The sequence below is a fragment of the Patiriisocius sp. Uisw_017 genome, from assembly GCF_047731265.1.
GTDB lineage: Bacteria > Bacteroidota > Bacteroidia > Flavobacteriales > Flavobacteriaceae > Patiriisocius.
The window spans coordinates 3,473,025-3,492,290 of record NZ_CP159835.1 but is presented as its reverse complement, the minus strand read 5'-3'; the positions used below and the strand labels follow the sequence as shown (position 1 = coordinate 3,492,290).

The window sequence follows — 19,266 nt, the reverse complement described above, 5'->3', positions numbered from 1 at the left end:
TTTATTCAAGTATTAATTCGTTATTTTCAAAATTTTCTAATAAATAATTTTCTAAAGTTTCATCTTCAAAAGAACCTTCGGTGATCAAATCGTCTAATTCTTCTGTTGAAAATTCACTTGAAATCAAATCAAGTGATACGTCCACATTGTCAGAGTCCAAATAGTCTTCTATGGTCGAAAGGGCGATGGTGTCAAATCCCTCATTTGTTTGTGGTGTATTGATGGTAATTATTATAGCAATGCAGGCAGCAATAGAAAAAGAAGCGATTAACACCTTAGGGAGTGTTAATATCCTCGTACTTTTCACAGTTTCTGATGGAAACTTTTTTAATAGAGAAACGGTTGTTTCATTTTCCATTTTTTGCTTCAATCTTGCCTCGAAGTTTTCTAGATATCCTTCGGGTATTTTAAAACCGTGATTATTTTTTGCTGACTTTTTCATCTTGTATCTATGACTCAATTTTTACTGAAAGGTTTTATCTGTATGGAATATTTTTTAATAAATAATGGTTAATCGCTCAGCCTGTTACTACCTATGTATAGACAGATCGTGAGTTTTTAAGTATTCAGTAACTTTTTTTACCGCAATATGATAGCTGCTCTTTAGCCCGCCAACAGAGGTTCCTATGATTTCTGAAAGTTGCTCGAAGGTGTGCGATTCAAAATATTTCATATTAAAAACTAACTTTTGCTTTTCTGGTAATGTTGCGATAGCTTGTTGTAGTAATAATTGAATGGTTTCTCCTTCAAAATAAACATCGCTTTTTAAATTTTCGATAGCACGAGTTTGCACTTCTTCTGAAGTAATTTGTAATTGTCGAGACTTTTTATTCAGGAAGTTAATAGCTTCATTTGTTGCAATACGATACATCCATGTGTATAATTTACTATCTCCTTTGAAGGCATCTATATTTTTGAATACTTTGATAAAGGTGTTTTGTAAAACATCATCAGTGTCGTAATGAGATAATACTATTTTTCGAATATGCCAATAAAGGCGTTCTTTATAGAGCGCAACAAGATTATTAAAACCATCATTTCTAGTGGTTTTATCTTGAAGTTTCTTAATAAGCGTAAGTTCGTTTATCATTATATCTATCAAGATAGACAACATACTACATAAAAGGTTTAATCGACAAGGTGTTTTCTTAAAAATACTTCGATATAGCCGTTTAAATACATTTATTTTAGATTAAATACATTAAAACTTTTATTGTAGGAAAATTCCTGTTATATTTGACGCAGGTTAATTTTGGGTCTTTAAGAATATTATTTTATATATTTTTAAGATCAATAGTGGCGGGACTTAGCGGGGGCTGTCCCGCCATTTTATTTGTAAGAATTATATATTAAATCTGTAGGAATAATATAAATAACTTCCATAAAAATAAAACAAAAAACAGATAAAGTGTATAAATTTACCGATAAAATGCAATTTTATTTGCAGAATTGTTTAATTACGTTTATATTTACCCTATACTTATGTAGTAATCGTCAAGTATTCTCCCCAAGTGTACTTGACAAAAATAAAAGAGCGGAGCCCCAACCGCTCTTTTTTTATGGAATAAATTGGTGTAATTCTTTATTTCTTGTTGGAAGGTCTAGGTTTATGCAAGAGACTGCATTTCAACAAGGCTATAATACACTCCTTTTTGAGCAAGCAGCTCGCTATGTTTCCCTTGTTCTACTATTTTTCCTTTACTTAATACTACAATAGTATCTGCGTTTTGTATTGTGGAGAGACGGTGCGCAATAACAATAGAGGTTCTATTTTTCATCATATTCTCTAATGCGTCTTGAACTAAACGTTCACTCTCCGTATCTAATGCTGAGGTTGCCTCGTCTAATATCATAATAGGAGGGTTCTTTAAAACAGCCCGAGCAATACTAAGACGCTGTTTTTGGCCACCACTCAATTTATTACCGCTATCCCCAATATTCGTTTGGATTCCTTTAGGTAAATCTTTAACAAACTCCCAAGCGTTTGCTATTTTTAAGGCGTCAATCATTTCTTCCTCTGTGGCATTTTCTTTACCTATTAATAGATTTTCTTTGATTGTATCGTTAAATAAGATAGAATCTTGTGTTACGAGTCCTAGTAGGCTTCTTAGAGAATGCTGCGTCATCTCTTTAATGTCTATTCCATCAATAGCAATACTTCCTTTGTTTACGTCATAAAACCTAGTTACAAGATTTGCAATGGTACTTTTTCCACTTCCACTTTGACCCACTAATGCAACGGTGTGGCCTTTTGGGACTTTTAAATTAAAGTCTTGTAATACCCAGTCGTCTTCATATTTAAACGAAATATTATCAATACTTACTTCGGTATTAAAAGACTCTTTTGTCGTGGCCTTTGGTCCATCCTTAATTGCCGATTCTGTCTCTAAGATTTCTAGGATTCGTTCCGCAGCAGCATTTCCTTTTTTGATGCTGTAACTTGCTTTGCTTATTGCTTTTGCTGGCGTTAAAATCTGGTAAGCGAGGGCCATATAAACAATAAACATTCCTGGTTCGAGTGTTTTTTCAACCAATACCATTTGTCCACCGTACCATAGCAGTATAGCAATAGTTACGATTCCTAAAAATTCACTTGTTGGAGAAGCTAGATTCTGCCGATTGAGTAAGGTGTTTGAAAATTTGAACAAGCGCCAGGTAGATTCTTTAAATTTAGCACTGAATATTTTCTCCGCATTAAAACCCTTTACAATTTTTAAACCTCCCAATGTTTCCTCTAGTATAGAAAGCGTAACTCCGTTTTCTTCTTGAACTTTGTCACTATGGCTTTTTAAACTTTTACCAATAATAGAAATAACAATACCCGATATTGGAATAAAAATAAAAACAAACAGGGTGAGTTTTGGACTAATAAGAAGCATTGCGCCAATGGCAAAAAGGATCATTAATGGCTCCCTAACAATCAATTCTAATATTGATAGAAATGAATGTTGGACTTCTCCCACATCGCTTGTCATTCTTGCCATCGTATCTCCTTTGCGTTTTTCAGAGTAAAAAGAGACTGGTAAATCTACCGTTTTTTCATACAAATCATTTCGTAAATCTTTAATCACTCCGTTGCGAAGAAAGGTGATAAAAAACATCGCTAAATAGCCAAAGATATTTTTAAATAAAAACATTACAATGACTAAAATGACCATGAAAATTAACACATCGTCAGCCCCCTCGTTTGCTTTTTGAGTCACAAAATAGTTAAGGTAATTCTCAGCATACTCTTTTGCGTTTGTAATTCCTTGCCAAATGGGTTTGGTTTCTAGCTTTTTAGTGTCCCCAAATAGAACTGACAGCATTGGAAATAATGAAACCATCGCCAGCGTGCCAAACAAAGCATAAAAAATGTTCGAAATCACATTGAGCCAAGCATACGTTTTATAAGGAATCGCATAGCGAAGAATTTTTCTAAATGATGACATATGCTATTGTTGTAGACTTTAAAATAAGCCTTTTTGAATCTGTTCTATTTTTTGCTGTAAGCGTTCGTCACCTATATTTTCTGAAGATGAAACACTTATATAAAATTTAATTTTTGGTTCTGTACCGCTTGGTCTCGCAGCAATTTTACTTCCATCTTCTGTGTAATATAATAAGACATTACTTTTTGGAATATCTAATTTCTTCGTTTGTTTTGTTGGTATATCAATAGCCGTGCTAGCTTGATAATCTTCGATTTTAATAACTTTTTGACCTGCTATTGTTTGAGGAGGATTGCTTCGGAAATTTTCCATCATCGTGGCAATTTCTTCAGCACCTTTTTTACCTTGCTTTACTACGGAAATAAGGTGTTCTTTGTAATATCCCATTTCTGCTGAAATAGTTCCTAGGTAATCAAAGAGGGTTTTACCTTTTTCTTTTTCCTGGGCTGCAATTTCGCAAGCGAGTAGGGTAGCGGTTACAGCATCTTTATCTCTTACAAAATCACCTACCATAAAACCGAAACTCTCTTCTCCACCTCCTACAAATTCTAATTCAGGAAAATCTTTTACCATTTTTGCAATCCACTTAAAACCTGTGAGTCCTTCCATATAGGTAACTCCAAAGTGCTTCGCGATTTTTGCTACCATTGGCGTAGATACAATAGTGGAGGCAATAAAATGGTTGTTCTTTAATTGGTTATTTTCTTTTAATGTATTTAAAAGGAAATATATTTTGATTGCCATTGCCTGATTCCCGTTAAGAATGGTCATCTTTCCTTCTTTATTTCGCACTGCTATTCCTAGCCTATCACAATCTGGATCTGTTCCTATAACGATGTCTGCATTTGTTTCTTCAGCAATGTCTATAGCCATTTTTAAGGCTTCGGGTTCTTCAGGATTTGGTGATTTTACTGTTGGAAAATCACCATCTGGTTTTGCTTGTGCTTCTACCACATGAACATTTGTATATCCCGCAGCTTCTAAAACTCTTGGAATCATAGTAATGGAAGTACCGTGTAAGGAGGTAAAAACAATTTTTAAATCTTTCTTTGCTTGTTTTGATGTATTGAAACTTCCATTTTTTATGGATGCTATCGCAAAAGCCTTATCTACTTCTTCATCGATTAGCTCCATATTGTTTTGAAGGGCATCGAAGTTAATTTGGTCATAGCTCAAGCTATTTATTTCAGCAATAATTTCTTCATCTTGTGGGGGCACCAATTGCCCACCATCCTGCCAGTATACTTTATAACCGTTGTATTCTGGTGGGTTATGCGACGCTGTCAAGACAATCCCACAATGACAATTTAAATGACGTACTGCAAATGACAGTTCTGGGGTTGCTCGTAGGTCTGAGAACAAATAAACCTTTATATCATTGGCCGAAAAGACATCGGCTACTACTTGGGCTAATTCCTTGCTGTTGTGTCTGCAATCAAAGGCAATTGCTACTTTGATTTTTTCGTTTGGAAAACTTTTGTGAAGATAATTACTTAATCCTTGCGTATTTTTACCCAAGGTATATCTGTTTATTCTGTTATCTCCAACGCCCATCATTCCGCGCATTCCACCCGTTCCAAAAGCTAAGTTTTTATAAAAACTATCTTCCAATCCTTCTGGATCATTGGCGATCATTTCTTTAATGGTATGCTGTGTAGTTGCGTCAAAGGTTGGGGTAAGCCATTGGTTAACGCGCTCTAATGTTTTTGGATCTATGTAAATCATTACTGCAAATTTACTTTTTTGAAATCGAAATCGAAATCGAAATCGAAAATGAAATTAGAAAAAGAAAATTTTCTATGTTTGGATCGTTGTTATTAGCCAGTATCAGGTGGTAGTAACTACTCAAACATTAAAAGCCTTCTTTACCACAAACAAGAAGTTTTATATTCTTTTCTCCACATTATAATCTTTGCTATTCTTTTTTGAGCGCAGAATTAATTCGCCTAAGAAACCGGCTAAGAATAATTGTGAGCCTAAAATCATTGCAGTAAGTGCGATGTAAAATTGTGGGCAATCTGTAATGAGTCTTCCGTCTGTATTAATGAATAATTTGTTTACACCCAAATATAGTGCGAATAAGAAACCAACAATTAACATAAATGCACCCCATGCTCCAAAAAGGTGCATAGGTCTTTTGCCAAAACGTGATAAAAACCAAATAGTAATAAGGTCTAAAAATCCGCGAATAAAACGTTCAGCACCAAATTTTGTCTCTCCATATTTCCTAGCCTGATGTTGGACTACTTTTTCTCCAATTTTTGTAAAACCTGCGTTTTTAGCTAATACTGGAATATAACGATGCATTTCGCCAGTGACTTCAATGGTTTTAATTACTTGTCTTTTGTAGGCTTTTAAACCGCAATTAAAATCATTAAGTTGGACGCCACTTGTTTTTCTAGCGGCAAAATTGAATAGCTTAGAGGGTAAATTTTTAGCTATCTTAGAATCAAATCGTTTTTTCTTCCAACCTGAAACAAGATCGAAATCTTCTTGCGTAACTAGGTTATATAATTCGGGTATTTCTTCTGGGTTGTCTTGAAGATCTGCATCCATGGTAAGAACAACTTCTCCCGTAGCATGCTCAAATCCAGCATGCAGTGCTTGCGATTTCCCATAGTTTTTAAGGAATTTGATTCCTTTTACTTCGGGATGTTTTTTTTGTAATGATGCAATGGTATTCCAAGAATTATCTGTGCTTCCGTCGTCAATAAAAATAACCTCATATAAAAAGTCATTGGATTGCATGACTTTTGCAATCCAATGATGTAATTCAGTTAAAGACTCCTCTTCGTTAAGGAGCGGTATGACTATCGAAATCTGCATAAATTATGCTATTGCATTTGGATCTTTTCTTTTGAAAATAAGTGCAATTAGCAAACCTATTACCGCTTGGAAAATAATACCAAAAAAGTAAGATTTAACTTGGTTTATCAATGAAAAGTTATCTACACTTTCAAGATCTGCTAACGCTTTCTCCATTTCTGCTTCAGGCATATTAAATTTTTCCATAAATCCACGCTGCATTTCAACCATTTGCTCATTTAAATAGGTTCCCATATCTGGATCTATCACTGTAAATATTAAGACCCCTACTACCGTGCTTATTGCCAAACCTATGGCTATGGTAATAAAGTAAGCTGTAAACGCTTCCTTAAAAGTCATAAACCCACCAAGTAGTCCTTTTGCCCGTGCGGTTGCAACGATACCTGTTGCGATTACAAGTATTATTGTGAGAATCCCCATCCACCATTTGGTAAACAGCTCTGCATTAAGTGTGTACATCAAAATTGTAATAAGAGAAAGAATTCCTCCTAGAATAAGTCCGTATTGAGTAGAACTCTGTTTTATTGAAACTTCATTGGTGTCCATGTATTTAGTTTTTGGTTCAAGACATTAGTAAACAAATGTAATGAAATGTTACAAAAATGTATCTTTATCGTCAGGTAACTTGTTCTTAAAAGCAGTCTGTAATTTTGAATAAAAAAATCAACAAAAAATTATTGTTAGTTTATTAAATATAACTATTTTTGCAGTCGCATTTCTGAAGAGACAGAAATACCATTTTAAAAACGATTACGATGAAAAAAGATATCCACCCTGAGAATTATAGATTAGTAGCTTTTAAAGACATGTCAAATGACGATGTTTTTCTTACAAAGTCTACAGCGAATACAAAAGAGACGATTGAAGTAGATGGTGTTGAGTATCCAGTTGTAAAATTGGAAATCTCAAGAACGTCGCATCCTTTTTACACAGGGAAATCTAAACTTATTGATACAGCAGGACGTATCGACAAGTTCAAAAACAAATACGCAAAATTCAAAAAACCAGTTGTTGCAGTTGAGCCTACTGAAGAAAAAGAGTAGTTTTTTGTACTTACAATATTGAAAGCCTTCGAGAAATCGGAGGCTTTTTTTGTTTTCGGGTCTTCGGTACGATTTTCAGTTTCATAAATGAAATTTAAAAATCACTCAGATCCCTTTGTTTTTCAGTTTTATTAAATATTCGCAAAACAACGATTGAAATAACCATATTTATATGGAATTTTTAATGAGTATCTGTAAATTTGAATATATATCTATCAAACCCAATATGCTAAGGTTGCTGAGTGATTTGAAATCTACTAATTTCAATGGTTAGTACCTTTGCTAATATTTTAAATTGTATCGAAGCAGGTTGCTGTGTGATTTGAAATCTTGAAATTTCAATAAGTAGTACCCTTACTAATATTTCAAATTGTATCGAAGCATGAACTACATTCTTTTTGACGGCGCAATGCGCGACCAATTATTACCGTTTACATTTACGAGACCTGTTGCAGATATTCGAATAGGAATTTTAACCATTCGCGAAAAATGGGAAAAGATGCTAGGTTTTACCACGACCACTGTGACTGAAGATTACTTGGCAGAGAAGTGGACGATGATAGAATTAGAAAGCAATGTTTTCATAAACGCATCTTTTTGTCCTTCTGCTAAACTTGTTGAACTGATTAAAGGATTGTCTGAAAATCAAGCAATTTTTTATAAAGAGGAGCCTTTAGCCTTTTTTACTACGGAAAACCAAGAAGTAGATTTTGAAACGTTTGATGTTGTTGAGTATTCTAACGAAGATGTCTTGCGCGTAGCACATACTTGGGATATCTTTTCCAAAAATGCGGAAGCAATCCAACGTGATTTTGATCTCCTTACTGAAGGAAGAGCATCACAACCCATTCCTGAAATGACAGTGGCTTTTAATAAAGAGAATATCTTTATTGAAGAAGGGGCAAAGCTTCCTTTTTGTTCTTTGAATGCTCAAGATGGCCCCATTTACATTGGAAAAGATGCAGAAATAATGGAAGGCGCTATGGTTCGTGGCCCCTTTGCTTTATGTGATCATGCTACTTTAAAAATGGGTGCTAAAATTTATGGCGGCACTACGATTGGTCCTCACACTAAAGTGGGAGGAGAGGTTAATAATTGCGTCATATTTGGTTACAGCAACAAAGGGCACGACGGGTTCTTAGGAAATGCAGTGATAGGAGAATGGTGTAATCTAGGTGCAGATACGAATAATTCTAACCTAAAGAATAATTATGTTGATGTAAAATTATGGGATTACTCTGCAGGTCGTTTTGCGAAAACAGGACTTCAGTTTTGTGGTTTGATGATGGGAGATCACAGCAAATGCGGCATTAATACGATGTTTAATACAGGTACTGTGGTTGGAGTAAGCGCCAATATCTTTGGCAGTGGTTTTCCTCGCAATTTTATCCCTAGTTTTAGTTGGGGAGGTTCGGCAGGTTTTGAAACTTATAAAACTGTGAAAGCTTTTGAAGTAGCCAAGGTAGTAATGGCGCGTCGCGGTATCGAATTTTCAAAAGAAGACGAGGCTATTCTTGAAACTGTTTTTGAGATTTCAAAAGAATGGCGTAGGTTTTAATGTAGCAACTTTACTTGGATTCTTATTTCTTTGGTCTTTCGATCTTGATAAATGTAATGCAAATTATTTTTTGTGAAGGCCGCACTTAACATACGTTTATCATTATCTTTTTTATAGGGCTCGAGTTGTGTTGTACGATCTATTTCTTTTAGAGTTGTCTTTTTGCTAGCGTTTGGTAAAATTTCTAAGGTGTTTTTATCGAGCACGAATTTTAATACCTCAGCATCTTTTTTAGTGCTAAATAAATAATCGAAATCATAAGCTTCCGGATTAGGGCCATGCATTTGTTGCATTATTTGCTGCTGTTGCCGTTGTTGCATCATCATCATATTATTATGCATCATCCAATGTTGATGCCACCACCAGTTATAGTTATATCTGTATTTAGTTTTATATGCTTGGTCTAATCGTAAAACAAGATTTCCGTCAATTGAATTATTTATAGTAATCGTTCCTTTAATTTTACTTTTAGAGGTGCTTTTTAAATAGTCTTCTATTTCATCTTGATCGATAGTAGTTTTTAGGAACGCTTCTATATTCAATTTTTTTATTTCCTCTCCACTGGAAACGTCAAAGGCAGTTAATTCCATCATTTTTTTATCTGAAATGACAGAAAACAGTTGATTTTCGTGAAGGTGTGTGTTGTAATTCTTAACTTTTCTACTGCTGTATTCTTGAAAGGTTCAAAGTTAAGTTCTTCAAAATCTGAATCTTTATCTAAAAGAGTAGAAAAAATCTTTGTTGTACCTTTCTTTTCATCATCCATAACAAAAGATAGTTCGTCGAGGTTCAAGAAAATTTTATTTTTGTTAATAGAGCCTTTCAAAGTATACTCAGTTTGATTGATGGCGTCTAGTCCATTTTGTCTAATCTTTTTAAATTCTTTATGATATTCAGCAGGGATCATTTTTTTAATTTCAATCAAAGGCTCATTGCCTTTAATCACAATGCTCGATAGTTCCATAGTATCCCCAACATTTAGAAGTACTGTTTTGTTATCTAACCTGAAAATAGTTTGTATCTTTTTAACTTCAATTTTTCTAGGACCTGAATGATAGGTGAGATTCGCAGTATTAAAATCATATACCGAAACTAAATTAGTGTTTTTGTTAAAATCAACAAAACTCATCATTTCATTTTCACTGTGATGCGAAATTATGGAGGGTTCATGATTGAGCGTTACTATTTCAAATTCAAGTGCGGTACCGTCAGATTTTATAAAAATGGGTTTTATTTTAAAATTATCCTCTTTCTTGTTTCTCATTATTACCAAATGAAAACTATTCCCGTTTCCCATTTCTGAAGAGTAGGTGCCTGCCACTCTAAGATTTTCTGGCGGTGTATAAGAGAAGATGTCATTTGCAAAAAGGCTTGTTATTGAAAGCAACGTAATTATTAATGAGTTTGCAATTTTGTTCATAATGATTTCAATTTTACGTGAAGGTAAAAAAATCAATCGGGGAATTAAATAATTAAAGTTCTTGTGCCTAAAAATTAGGCTCACCGTAGTTAAAAAAAACAATTAAATAAAGAGGGTGTCATTAGTAGAAAAAAATAACAGTAAAAACAACCGAAGTAATAACCAATATTCTCAGTTTTGTTTTCGCTTATTAATAAATTGCTCTTTTTTAAACGCAACATATTCCCGAGTGGTCATTTTTTTATGACACGTAAATTCTTGAAAAGAACTAAAAGCCAGTGCTTTTTTGTCAAACGCCGTTGTTTCTTCTCTTATAAATAATTTGTGCCCTGCTTTAACTCCTATATTTCTTAGTATTCCTTTTAAAATTGATCAAAAATTTATAAGTGCTGTCGCCGCGCTAAGAGGGTCAATTTGAAGAACTAAAAATCGACGATACTGGCGTCGTTATTTACTCTTCTTAACCTTTTTCAAAACAAGAAAATTTTGGGGATTAATACCCAAACCGGTTACTTTTTTAGAGACAAACCGAACCGCCATATCATAAAAGAGGGGTACAACAGGTGCATCGCTAATAACAATACTGTCCATTTTTGTATAGAGTATTTTACGTTCATCAATACCTGAAATTCGCTGCGCTTTTTCATACAAACTATCAAAAACAATATTTTTGTAGTGCGTGTAATTAGGGCCGTTCAGACTAAAATTTGGGCTATAAAATAGGGATAGATAATTTTCTGCATCTGGATAATCTGCCACCCAACTAGCTCTAAATACATCTAATTCGCCACTACTTTTCATTTGTCGTAATGTAGAAGGTGGCATCACATCAATTTTTATTTCTATGCCCAGTTTTTCTAGCTCTCGTTGTATGTATTCGCAAACATCAAGATACTGGCTGTTAGTGCCAATCGTTATTTTGGGGTGGCTGTTGCCACTTTCGGTTTTGTATTGTTCAATGAGTGTTCTTGCTTTTTCAGGTTGGTAATCATACCCTTCAATTTCAGCAAAGCCTGGAAGTCCCTTAGGGATAAAACCGTGGATTGCTGGTACGCCCATGCCATTGCGTAAATAGGTTACCATTTTCTTTCGGTCAAAACCGTAATTAATAGCTTTCCTTAGTAATGGTGATTGTATTTCAGGAGTTTTAGATTCCATAAAAAAGCCTAAGTATTCTGTATTTAAATAAGGGGTTGTTATTAGTTTAACACGGTCTTCGTACTTGGGTTGAAGTTTCCCTTCTGTAGTAATAATTTCATCTTTATAAGAATTGTCCAAGCCAGAAACTAAGTCCAATTTTCCTTGAGCAAATTGAAGAAACTCACTTTGTTTGTCTGGTAAGAATGTTATTGCAACTGCTTCGAGATAGGGGAGTTGTTCGCCATTTTCATCGGTTTCAAAGTACAATGGATTTTTTCTAAAGATAAGCTTCACATTTTCTTCCCACATTTTAAACTGAAATGGCCCAGTCCCCACAGGATTACTTCTAAAGTCATTTTGATAAAACTCCACTGCTTCTTGAGGAACTACAGAGCAATATCGCATAGAGAGCAGTCCTAAGAATGCGGGGAACGATGCTTTTAGTTGTATGCTAAACGTACTATCGTTAAGAGCTTCATATTGTTTGACCTGAGACAATACCCAACTTCCAGGAGAGGCAACTTTAGGCGAGCGTAATCTATCAAAACTATACACAAAATCTTGCGCCGTTACGGTACGCGTACTATCGTTTTTAAAGACTTTATTCTTATGAAAGAAAATGTTGTTTTTTAGATGAAATGTATAGGTTAATGTACTATCATTTAACTCCCAAGATTTAGCTATGTCTGGAATTATATTAAGTTGGTCGTCCAATTGAATCAGTCCATTGTATAACTGATTCATTGGCCAAATGGTCTGCTCATTCCTGGCAAAAGCTGGATCTAGCGTGGGCACATTACTATGATGGTTATATCTAAAAACAAGATGGTCGTTGTCTTTTTCTATGTTTTTAGTACAACCCAAAAGGAGGAGAGATATCGCTAGGAATAGTGCTGGTAAAACGTAAATCTCTTTCTTTTGAATCAACATTATTTATGGATGGTGTTTATTTTTTTTCAAAGTTACACTTTTTACTTTTCAGATTTATGATGAACGTAAAACTCGATTGCATTCTGAAATATTATTAAAGATTATGATCTATATTACAAACTAAATATTTTATTTTAAATTTTAGATAACATTGGTTGTCTCTTTTTTTGATTTTATTTGGGTTGATTAGGACGCATTTTTTTGCTCAAAAACGTACTCTTAAGATTAATGATGGTAATATTTAAAAGGGGATAGAAAAGCGTAAATAAATGCACGCCAATGAATTATTTAAAGCGTTTTCACCTCACTGGTAGCGAAACGATTGAAGATGGATTAAATGGTGGGGCAGCCCGCGATTGTTGTTGGGTTTTAAATAGGTCGAGCATGTTAAAAACAATACAGGAAGACATTTAGGTTTGTTTTTAAAGGTGTTTTCCCACACCTCATTATATAACGATGCCAATATTAGATGGTGGCGCTTGGATTGGATCTCTCTTTATTACTCGAGTAGATAGGAGGCAACGGAGGAAGTAGAAACAGTTGGAGAGGAGCAATCAGGCTTAAGGCTATTCAATGAAGAATTAAAGGCTTTTGTAAAATGTGAAATCAGTATCTTTGCAATCTATAAAAAATGATATGTCTGCTACTAAAAAAGTTGCATTTTATACCTTAGGTTGCAAGTTAAATTACAGCGAAACCAGCACAATTGCCCGTGATTTTACCTCGGAAGGGTTTGAGCGCGTTGATTTTTCAGAGAAGGCGGATATTTATGTGGTAAATACTTGTAGTGTAACTGAAAATGCAGATAAGCGTTTCAAAAATATTGTAAAACAAGCAAGAAAAGCAAACGATGAGGCTTTTGTTGCAGCTATAGGGTGTTACGCGCAATTAAAACCCGAAGAACTAGCTGATGTTGATGGGGTTGATTTAGTATTAGGTGCTACTGAAAAATTTAATATAACCTCTTATATTAATGAGTTGTTAAAAGTGCCCGAGCATAGCCGAGGGCAAATACATAGTTGCGAAATTTCTGAGGCTGATTTTTATGTAGGTTCTTATTCAATAGGAGATAGAACGCGTGCCTTCTTAAAAGTGCAGGACGGTTGTGATTATAAGTGTACTTATTGCACTATCCCCTTAGCGCGTGGTATTTCACGAAGCGACACCTTAGAAAATGTCTTGAATAATGCTGCTGAAATTTCTTCAAAAGGAATTAAAGAAATTGTGCTTACTGGGGTAAATATTGGTGATTATGGTAAAGGCGAATTCGGAAATAAAAAGCACGAACATACTTTTTTTGAATTATGTAAAGCTTTAGATGAAGTAGAAGGAATTGAACGGCTAAGAATCTCTTCCATCGAACCAAATTTGCTCAAAAATGAAACCATCAAATTTGTAGCGCAATCTAAAACGTTTGTGCCTCATTTTCATATTCCTTTGCAGAGTGGAAGCGATACCTTGCTCAAGCAGATGAAAAGGAGATATATGAGCGGCTTGTATGTGGATCGTGTAAAAACTATTAAAGAAACAATGCCCAATGCCTGCATTGGTGTTGATGTTATTGTTGGATTCCCGGGAGAAACGGATGCATTGTTTTTGGAGACTTATAATTTCTTAACAGAATTAGATATTTCATATTTACACGTGTTTACCTATTCTGAAAGAGAAAATACCGCTGCTGCAACCATGGACGGAGCGGTGTCTAAAAAAGTGCGCGCCAAACGAAGTAAAATGTTGCGAGGACTTTCAGCTAAAAAAAGACGCTCTTTTTATGAGAGCCAATTAGGAAATACCCTAACCGTTTTATTTGAAGGAGAAAATAAGACCGGCTATATTCACGGTTTTACTCAAAATTATGTAAAAGTAAAGTGTCCTTGGAATCCAGCGCTGGTCAATACATTGCATCCAGTAACGCTAACTAAGATTGATCACGATGGAATGGTGCGTTTTGAGTTTGTTACAGCTACTATTTTACTGTAACCGTCTTAATTTAAATATTAATACCAACAGGTAATAAATCCTTGTATTTACGTCTATTTTTCCTTAGAAACCCCACAATTTCTGGACTCGTTGGCATAACACTAATGCCTCTTTCTCTAATTTCATCAAATACGGCTGTAATAAAAATATCTCTAAAACCCTGTTCTTCTAGATCGTCGGGCATTTCATATTTCGTTAAAAATATTTTTCGATCTTGAAGTGCATATTCAATGCGCGCCATATTGTCTCCTATTTCTAATTCAAATTGTCTTAGGAACTCATTGTCAGTAATTTCTACATCTTCAATCATTGGAGCTATATTATTTGTTGTTTGATATTCAGATTGATTTAATATATTATTATTAACTCAATGAGGTATTACGTAAATTTACAAAAAAACTACGTGTTAATTGCAAATGAACAGTCATAAACCTATGAAAGCTTCAAAGACTAAGGTATATTTTGTTCCAGGATTGGCTGCTGGGGAAGAGATATTCAGAAATATTAAGCTACCCGAAGATGATTTTGAAGTTCATATTATTCCTTGGCTTATTCCAAAGAAGAAGGAGTCTCTTTCTTTTTATGCTAAGAGAATGACGAGTTTTGTGAAAGACGAGAATACGGTTTTGATTGGGGTGTCTTTTGGAGGGGTTGTGGTTCAAGAAATGAGTTTGTTTCTCAATCTTAAAAAATTGATAATCATTTCCAGCGTAAAAACAAAATATGAATTACCATCTCGATTAAAATGGGTTGCACGGTTAAAAGCTTATAATTTGCTACCTACTAGATTGATTTTAAGCGCTAGAGATTTGACAAAGCTTGCTATAGGGCCTCGTTCTAGAAAACGTCTTAAAATTTATGATGAGTACTTACATGTTAGAGACAAACAATATCTAGATTGGGCTATAAAAAACATGGTGTGCTGGAATAGAGAGGAAGCCTTACCTCAAGTATATCATATTCACGGAGATGAAGATATTGTCTTTCCTATTAAAAACATAAATCATGCAATCGTTATACCTGGTGGGAATCATATTATGTTGCTAACAAAAGGGGTTAAAGTTTCAGAAAAAATTATTGAAATATTAAGGAATAATTAATTGATTATGTCTTTAAGAGCCATATCAAATTTGGTTATATTTATAAAAATTTAAAGTATGAAATTCCTTTCAAAAGTTGGTATTTTAGTGATTGGAGCTATTATCTGTGGCTTGTTTATTTTTGCGACACAAAACCCAAGCACGATAAGTACGCCTTCGAAAATCTCCAATTATAATACACCAGTAGAAGAGGGGGTTTTAAAAGTGTATGCATTGCCTTATTTAGAATATATAGATTTTGCAGGAGAAGTAGTACCATTAAATGATACCGATGTTCGCGAAAGATTGGATAGAGAATTACACGTTAATATCTATTGGCAATCCAATATGTTACTGATGATGAAAAAAGCGAATCGGTTCTTTGCAGAGATTGAGCCTTTACTTGAAAAATACGGTTTACCGGATGATTTTAAATATTTAGCAGTAGCAGAAAGCGGTCTTGATAATGTTAGATCTCACGCTGGTGCATCTGGATTTTGGCAGTTTATGAAGGGAACAGGAAAAGAATATGGTTTGGAAATTAATGAGTATGTAGACGAGCGTTATAATTTAGAATTAGCCACTAAAGTAGCAGCAGATTATTTAAACAAATCAAAAGCACGGTTTGGAAGTTGGACGACAGCTGCCGCTGCTTATAATGCTGGTAATAGCGGTGTTAATAAGCAATTAGAGCGACAAGATGCAAAAGGATATTATAGCCTGTTGCTCAATTCTGAAACGAGTAGATATGTTTTTAGAATCTTGGCGTTTAAAGAGATAATGAGCAATCCAAAAAAATATGGTTTTTATTTAAATCCTGGAGATTTATACCAGCCTATTCCAACAAAAACATTGATTGTGAATACACCGGTGGAAGATTTTGCAATTTTCGCGAAAGATAACGGAATCAATTATAAAATTTTAAAAATTCATAATCCTTGGTTGCGTGATACCTATTTAAGAAATGCATCAGGCAAAGAATACGAAATAAAAATCCCATTACCAGGTTACTATGTCACCGAATAATCCAATGAATATAACCATCATTTTATCATTAGTTTTAATAGGCCTGTTTGCAGGTGTTTTGAGCGGTTTTATGGGTGTAGGAGGAGGGGTAATCATGGTTCCCCTTGCTATTTTACTCCTGGGTTATAGTCAACACCAAGCACAAGGCTTAAGTCTTGCTGTACTTGCTGTCCCAGTTACTTTTTTGGCTGCTTATACTTATTATGTCAACCCCCTGGAAGGAGAAGTTCCGTTTGACTGGCGCTACGCAATTATCATTGCTGTATGTTTTGTAGTTGGCGGCTTTGTAGGTTCTAAATTTGCGGTATCACTTCCACAAAACATCTTAAAAAAGAGTTTTGCAGTTATTTTAATAATTGCAGCGGTCAAGATGCTTTTTTCTAAATAGGTTTTTGGTGTTTGTTGCTTAGTGTTTGTTTCTAAAATTGTTGTTTAGAAGAAAATAATTGAGTTTTTAATGATAAAATGCTTCTTCAAAACATTCGTAGAAAAAGAAGACAGAAAATTCTCTTTCCCAGACAAAGATGCGGGAATAGGGGGAGGAATTAGAGCTGCAAATTTAATTTGTCTATTACTATCAAAGTACAAGGATGTTAAAATATCAATAAAAAATAGTACAGGATGATCATTTTTAGGAGAAACAATTTGCAAGTTATCTTCTAATTTTCAACCAATAGTATTTGAACTCAATTCAATTTCGCATTTGAAAAATCTCTTTGTTATAAGAAAAAGCGGGTTTATAACTCCCGCATAAAATAAGAAGATTAATTATTTTTTAATGTATAATGAATCTCTAAAAATATTAAAATAAATAACAAAAAAGGAAAGCTTTGGGCTAACGATTATTAAACAAACAAATAACGCTAGAAGTATGGTGAATAAATATCATTTGGAATTTGATAATTGGACTCAGGTAATTGAACCAATTTTAGAATTATACAAAAACCCAATCGATGAGTTTGAGAAGAGAATAGTAAATACTTGTCACGACTCTTATATTGATATGAAGTAGTTTAGTTTGCTTTGTTTAAGGTGTATCTACGGCGCTAATCTCATTTTGAGAAGGAAGTGTTTTTAACATCGATATACCGTTGAGAAAAGAGTTGTAATTTAATTCAAAAGAGATCTCATATTCCTCGTGATATGGATGAAGGGCACCACGTCTTACATCTAGTATTTTTTTGTTAGCGTCTATAAAGAAAGAGGTTGGAAATCCTAAGCTATGTTTCATAGTCTTAATTGCAGTACTATTGGTGTTTTCTAATTCGTTTATATACACAACTTGAATTTTGTTGTCATATGCTCTGCCAAGTTTTCGAGCATTTTTTTTTGTGTCCCAAAATAATACAATAAAATCAATGTCTTTGTAGTGTTTTCTTGCTACCGCGTTAAGCGCTGGGATTTCTCCAACACCCGGTGTACACCAAGAAGCATAAGTGATTAAAAAGATAGGCTTTTTATAATCGTACAGTTTTTTTCGTTTACCAGAAATCTTGCGAATTGGAAAGTTATCAAGGGTACTGCCATTTACCACCTTTTTGATAAACGAATCAAATAACATTTCTGCGCGCTTAAAGTCATTATCGGCATAAGCTTGTTTTGAGTTAATGCGATACGTCTTTATGTTTTTTCCAATGGCTTGAGAAAATAATCTACTAGGCTCAAGGTCTTGCCCTTGTGCTGAAAACGAAATAATAATAAATAGGAGAAGTAGTTTCCTGTCCATACACGTCTAATTAATAGGGTGAATATAAGGAATGAAAACCGTTAAGCTATACATTATTAGACGATTAGACTTAAATAGTCGGTAAACGGTTTGGTTAAGTCAAAATTTTTGTAAAAAATGAATCCTAAAAACAATTAACGGCGACCTCCACGCGCAGAGCGACCACCACCAAACTGTTGTTTTGGTTGGCCAGCACGTTTCATCTGTTGTTTCATTTGTTTGATCTGTTCCGTCATCATATTCTGCTTGTCCAGTTTCTTTGCTTCTGACAATAATGTTTCAGCTTCGCGCTTTCTATTTTTTGCCATTGCAATTCCAGCAAGGTTTAATTTGGTCATTGCCATATCAGTGTCCATGCTCAAACCTAAAGCAACAGCCTTTTTAAAGTACTTTTCGGCTTCGTTCATATTGGTTTGAGAAATCATTAAACCATTTAAATAATTATAATAACCTTGTTGTTTTTTAACTAGGGAGCCTTCAGGGTGTTTAATTCTATCCAACCACTTTTTTGCACCAGGAAAATCTTGTTTTCGCAGTCTAAGAAAAGCAAGTAAAATAATTTCGTTCTTGAAATAAAGAAAAACAAAAATTAAGGATAAAAGTATGAGCATGATGCCGTTACCTATTTCAGATTCAGTAAATTGCCAAACCGCGGTACCAATAAGCAATACGGTGATTATTAACTTTATATTTTTATGGAACATATAGGGTGTTTTTTTCAGCCACCAAAGGTAGTAAAAACAATTAAAAATATTTCTTAATTAGGAGTTGGGTGTGTAAAAAAAGATTGTATATTTGCAGCCGCCTAAGCAAACTAGATAATTGTATTTTAGAACAATTTTGATTGCAGGATAAAAAAATGATTTTTGACGATTAAAGAATAGTATAATGAGTAAGAGAACATTTCAGCCATCAAAGAGAAAGAGACGTAATAAACACGGTTTTAGAGAGCGTATGGCTTCTGTAAGTGGAAGAAAAGTATTAGCTGCACGAAGAGCAAAGGGCAGAAAGAAAATTTCAGTCTCGACAGAACCTCGTCACAAAAAATAAATGTTGATAAGTCATAAATAAAAGGTGTTGTTTTTATAAGCAACACCTTTTTTTTAT

Annotated in this window: 21 protein-coding genes; 9 read left to right on the top strand and 12 right to left on the bottom strand. The window is 34.2% G+C overall.

Annotated features, from left to right (window positions below):
* Position 1: 1 nt before the first annotated feature.
* The 6 genes from ABXT67_RS15850 to ABXT67_RS15825 all read right to left on the bottom strand — a co-directional run bounded on the left by ABXT67_RS15850 (position 2) and on the right by ABXT67_RS15825 (position 6,803).
* The gene (locus ABXT67_RS15850; protein ID WP_415375001.1) at positions 2-442 is read right to left on the bottom strand and encodes a hypothetical protein; all 441 of its coding nucleotides are present in this window, start codon (positions 440-442) and stop codon (positions 2-4) included.
* Between the two features lie 87 nt (positions 443-529).
* Positions 530-1,090 (bottom strand): RNA polymerase sigma factor, encoded by a 561-nt coding sequence (locus ABXT67_RS15845; protein ID WP_415377019.1) that lies wholly within the window; start codon positions 1,088-1,090, stop codon positions 530-532.
* Positions 1,091-1,607: 517 nt separating this feature from the next.
* Positions 1,608-3,431: an ABC transporter ATP-binding protein gene (locus ABXT67_RS15840; RefSeq protein ID WP_415375000.1), complete on the bottom strand. Its 1,824-nt coding sequence runs from the start codon at positions 3,429-3,431 to the stop codon at positions 1,608-1,610.
* A gap of 18 nt (positions 3,432-3,449) precedes the next feature.
* Positions 3,450-5,156, bottom strand: coding sequence for a phospho-sugar mutase (locus ABXT67_RS15835; protein WP_415374999.1), 1,707 nt, complete (start codon positions 5,154-5,156; stop codon positions 3,450-3,452).
* 159 nt (positions 5,157-5,315) lie between these two features.
* Positions 5,316-6,257, bottom strand: a complete 942-nt coding sequence (locus ABXT67_RS15830) for a glycosyltransferase family 2 protein (RefSeq protein ID WP_415374998.1) — start codon at positions 6,255-6,257, stop codon at positions 5,316-5,318.
* A 3-nt stretch (positions 6,258-6,260) separates the two neighbouring features.
* Positions 6,261-6,803 carry a DUF4199 domain-containing protein gene (locus ABXT67_RS15825; RefSeq protein ID WP_415374997.1) on the bottom strand — a complete coding sequence of 181 codons (543 nt, stop codon included), beginning with the start codon at positions 6,801-6,803 and terminating at the stop codon, positions 6,261-6,263.
* Positions 6,804-7,012: 209 nt separating this feature from the next.
* On the opposite strand from ABXT67_RS15825, the gene ABXT67_RS15820 reads away from it, so the two are divergent.
* Together ABXT67_RS15820 and ABXT67_RS15815 are read left to right on the top strand one after the other, a co-directional pair.
* Complete coding sequence (locus ABXT67_RS15820) at positions 7,013-7,300, top strand: type B 50S ribosomal protein L31 (RefSeq protein WP_415374996.1); 288 nt, start codon at positions 7,013-7,015, stop codon at positions 7,298-7,300.
* A gap of 382 nt (positions 7,301-7,682) precedes the next feature.
* Positions 7,683-8,858 (top strand): GlmU family protein, encoded by a 1,176-nt coding sequence (locus tag ABXT67_RS15815; RefSeq protein WP_415374995.1) that lies wholly within the window; start codon positions 7,683-7,685, stop codon positions 8,856-8,858.
* Here ABXT67_RS15815 and ABXT67_RS15810 read toward each other — a convergent pair.
* The 3 genes from ABXT67_RS15810 to ABXT67_RS15800 form a co-directional block, all read right to left on the bottom strand.
* Positions 8,855-9,451 carry a hypothetical protein gene (locus tag ABXT67_RS15810; protein WP_415374994.1) on the bottom strand — a complete coding sequence of 199 codons (597 nt, stop codon included), beginning with the start codon at positions 9,449-9,451 and terminating at the stop codon, positions 8,855-8,857. The genes ABXT67_RS15815 and ABXT67_RS15810 overlap by 4 nt on opposite strands.
* Positions 9,448-10,278, bottom strand: a complete 831-nt coding sequence (locus ABXT67_RS15805) for a hypothetical protein (protein WP_415374993.1) — start codon at positions 10,276-10,278, stop codon at positions 9,448-9,450. Before ABXT67_RS15805 ends, ABXT67_RS15810 begins: the two co-directional genes overlap by 4 nt.
* Positions 10,279-10,725: 447 nt before the next feature.
* A complete protein-coding gene (locus tag ABXT67_RS15800; RefSeq protein WP_415374992.1) occupies positions 10,726-12,348 on the bottom strand; it encodes an ABC transporter substrate-binding protein in 1,623 nt (540 codons plus the stop codon).
* 636 nt (positions 12,349-12,984) lie between these two features.
* Here ABXT67_RS15800 and mtaB point away from each other — a divergent pair.
* Complete coding sequence (gene mtaB, locus ABXT67_RS15795; protein ID WP_415377018.1) at positions 12,985-14,328, top strand: tRNA (N(6)-L-threonylcarbamoyladenosine(37)-C(2))-methylthiotransferase MtaB; 1,344 nt, start codon at positions 12,985-12,987, stop codon at positions 14,326-14,328.
* Positions 14,329-14,338: 10 nt separating this feature from the next.
* Here mtaB and ABXT67_RS15790 read toward each other — a convergent pair whose 3' ends face one another.
* The gene (locus ABXT67_RS15790; protein WP_415374991.1) at positions 14,339-14,638 is read right to left on the bottom strand and encodes a GNAT family N-acetyltransferase; all 300 of its coding nucleotides are present in this window, start codon (positions 14,636-14,638) and stop codon (positions 14,339-14,341) included.
* Positions 14,639-14,762: 124 nt separating this feature from the next.
* On the opposite strand from ABXT67_RS15790, the gene ABXT67_RS15785 reads away from it, so the two are divergent.
* The 5 genes from ABXT67_RS15785 (at position 14,763) to ABXT67_RS15765 (ending at position 17,445) form a co-directional block, all read left to right on the top strand.
* Positions 14,763-15,428: an alpha/beta fold hydrolase gene (locus ABXT67_RS15785; protein ID WP_415374990.1), complete on the top strand. Its 666-nt coding sequence runs from the start codon at positions 14,763-14,765 to the stop codon at positions 15,426-15,428.
* Between the two features lie 57 nt (positions 15,429-15,485).
* Entirely contained in the window at positions 15,486-16,433 is a 948-nt protein-coding gene (locus tag ABXT67_RS15780; protein WP_415374989.1) for a lytic transglycosylase domain-containing protein, read from the top strand.
* Between the two features lie 4 nt (positions 16,434-16,437).
* Positions 16,438-16,821: a sulfite exporter TauE/SafE family protein gene (locus ABXT67_RS15775; protein ID WP_415374988.1), complete on the top strand. Its 384-nt coding sequence runs from the start codon at positions 16,438-16,440 to the stop codon at positions 16,819-16,821.
* Between the two features lie 69 nt (positions 16,822-16,890).
* Positions 16,891-17,058 (top strand): hypothetical protein, encoded by a 168-nt coding sequence (locus ABXT67_RS15770; RefSeq protein ID WP_415374987.1) that lies wholly within the window; start codon positions 16,891-16,893, stop codon positions 17,056-17,058.
* 246 nt (positions 17,059-17,304) lie between these two features.
* A complete protein-coding gene (locus tag ABXT67_RS15765; protein ID WP_415374986.1) occupies positions 17,305-17,445 on the top strand; it encodes a hypothetical protein in 141 nt (46 codons plus the stop codon).
* Between the two features lie 15 nt (positions 17,446-17,460).
* Here ABXT67_RS15765 and ABXT67_RS15760 read toward each other — a convergent pair whose 3' ends face one another.
* Together ABXT67_RS15760 and ABXT67_RS15755 are read right to left on the bottom strand one after the other, a co-directional pair.
* Positions 17,461-18,159: a TlpA family protein disulfide reductase gene (locus ABXT67_RS15760; RefSeq protein WP_415374985.1), complete on the bottom strand. Its 699-nt coding sequence runs from the start codon at positions 18,157-18,159 to the stop codon at positions 17,461-17,463.
* A 134-nt stretch (positions 18,160-18,293) separates the two neighbouring features.
* Positions 18,294-18,863, bottom strand: a complete 570-nt coding sequence (locus tag ABXT67_RS15755) for a DUF2892 domain-containing protein (RefSeq protein ID WP_415374984.1) — start codon at positions 18,861-18,863, stop codon at positions 18,294-18,296.
* 184 nt (positions 18,864-19,047) lie between these two features.
* On the opposite strand from ABXT67_RS15755, the gene rpmH reads away from it, so the two are divergent.
* On the top strand, positions 19,048-19,209 hold the full coding sequence (gene rpmH, locus ABXT67_RS15750; protein WP_415374983.1) for a 50S ribosomal protein L34: 162 nt from the start codon (positions 19,048-19,050) through the stop codon (positions 19,207-19,209).
* The last annotated feature ends 57 nt before the right edge of the window (positions 19,210-19,266 follow it).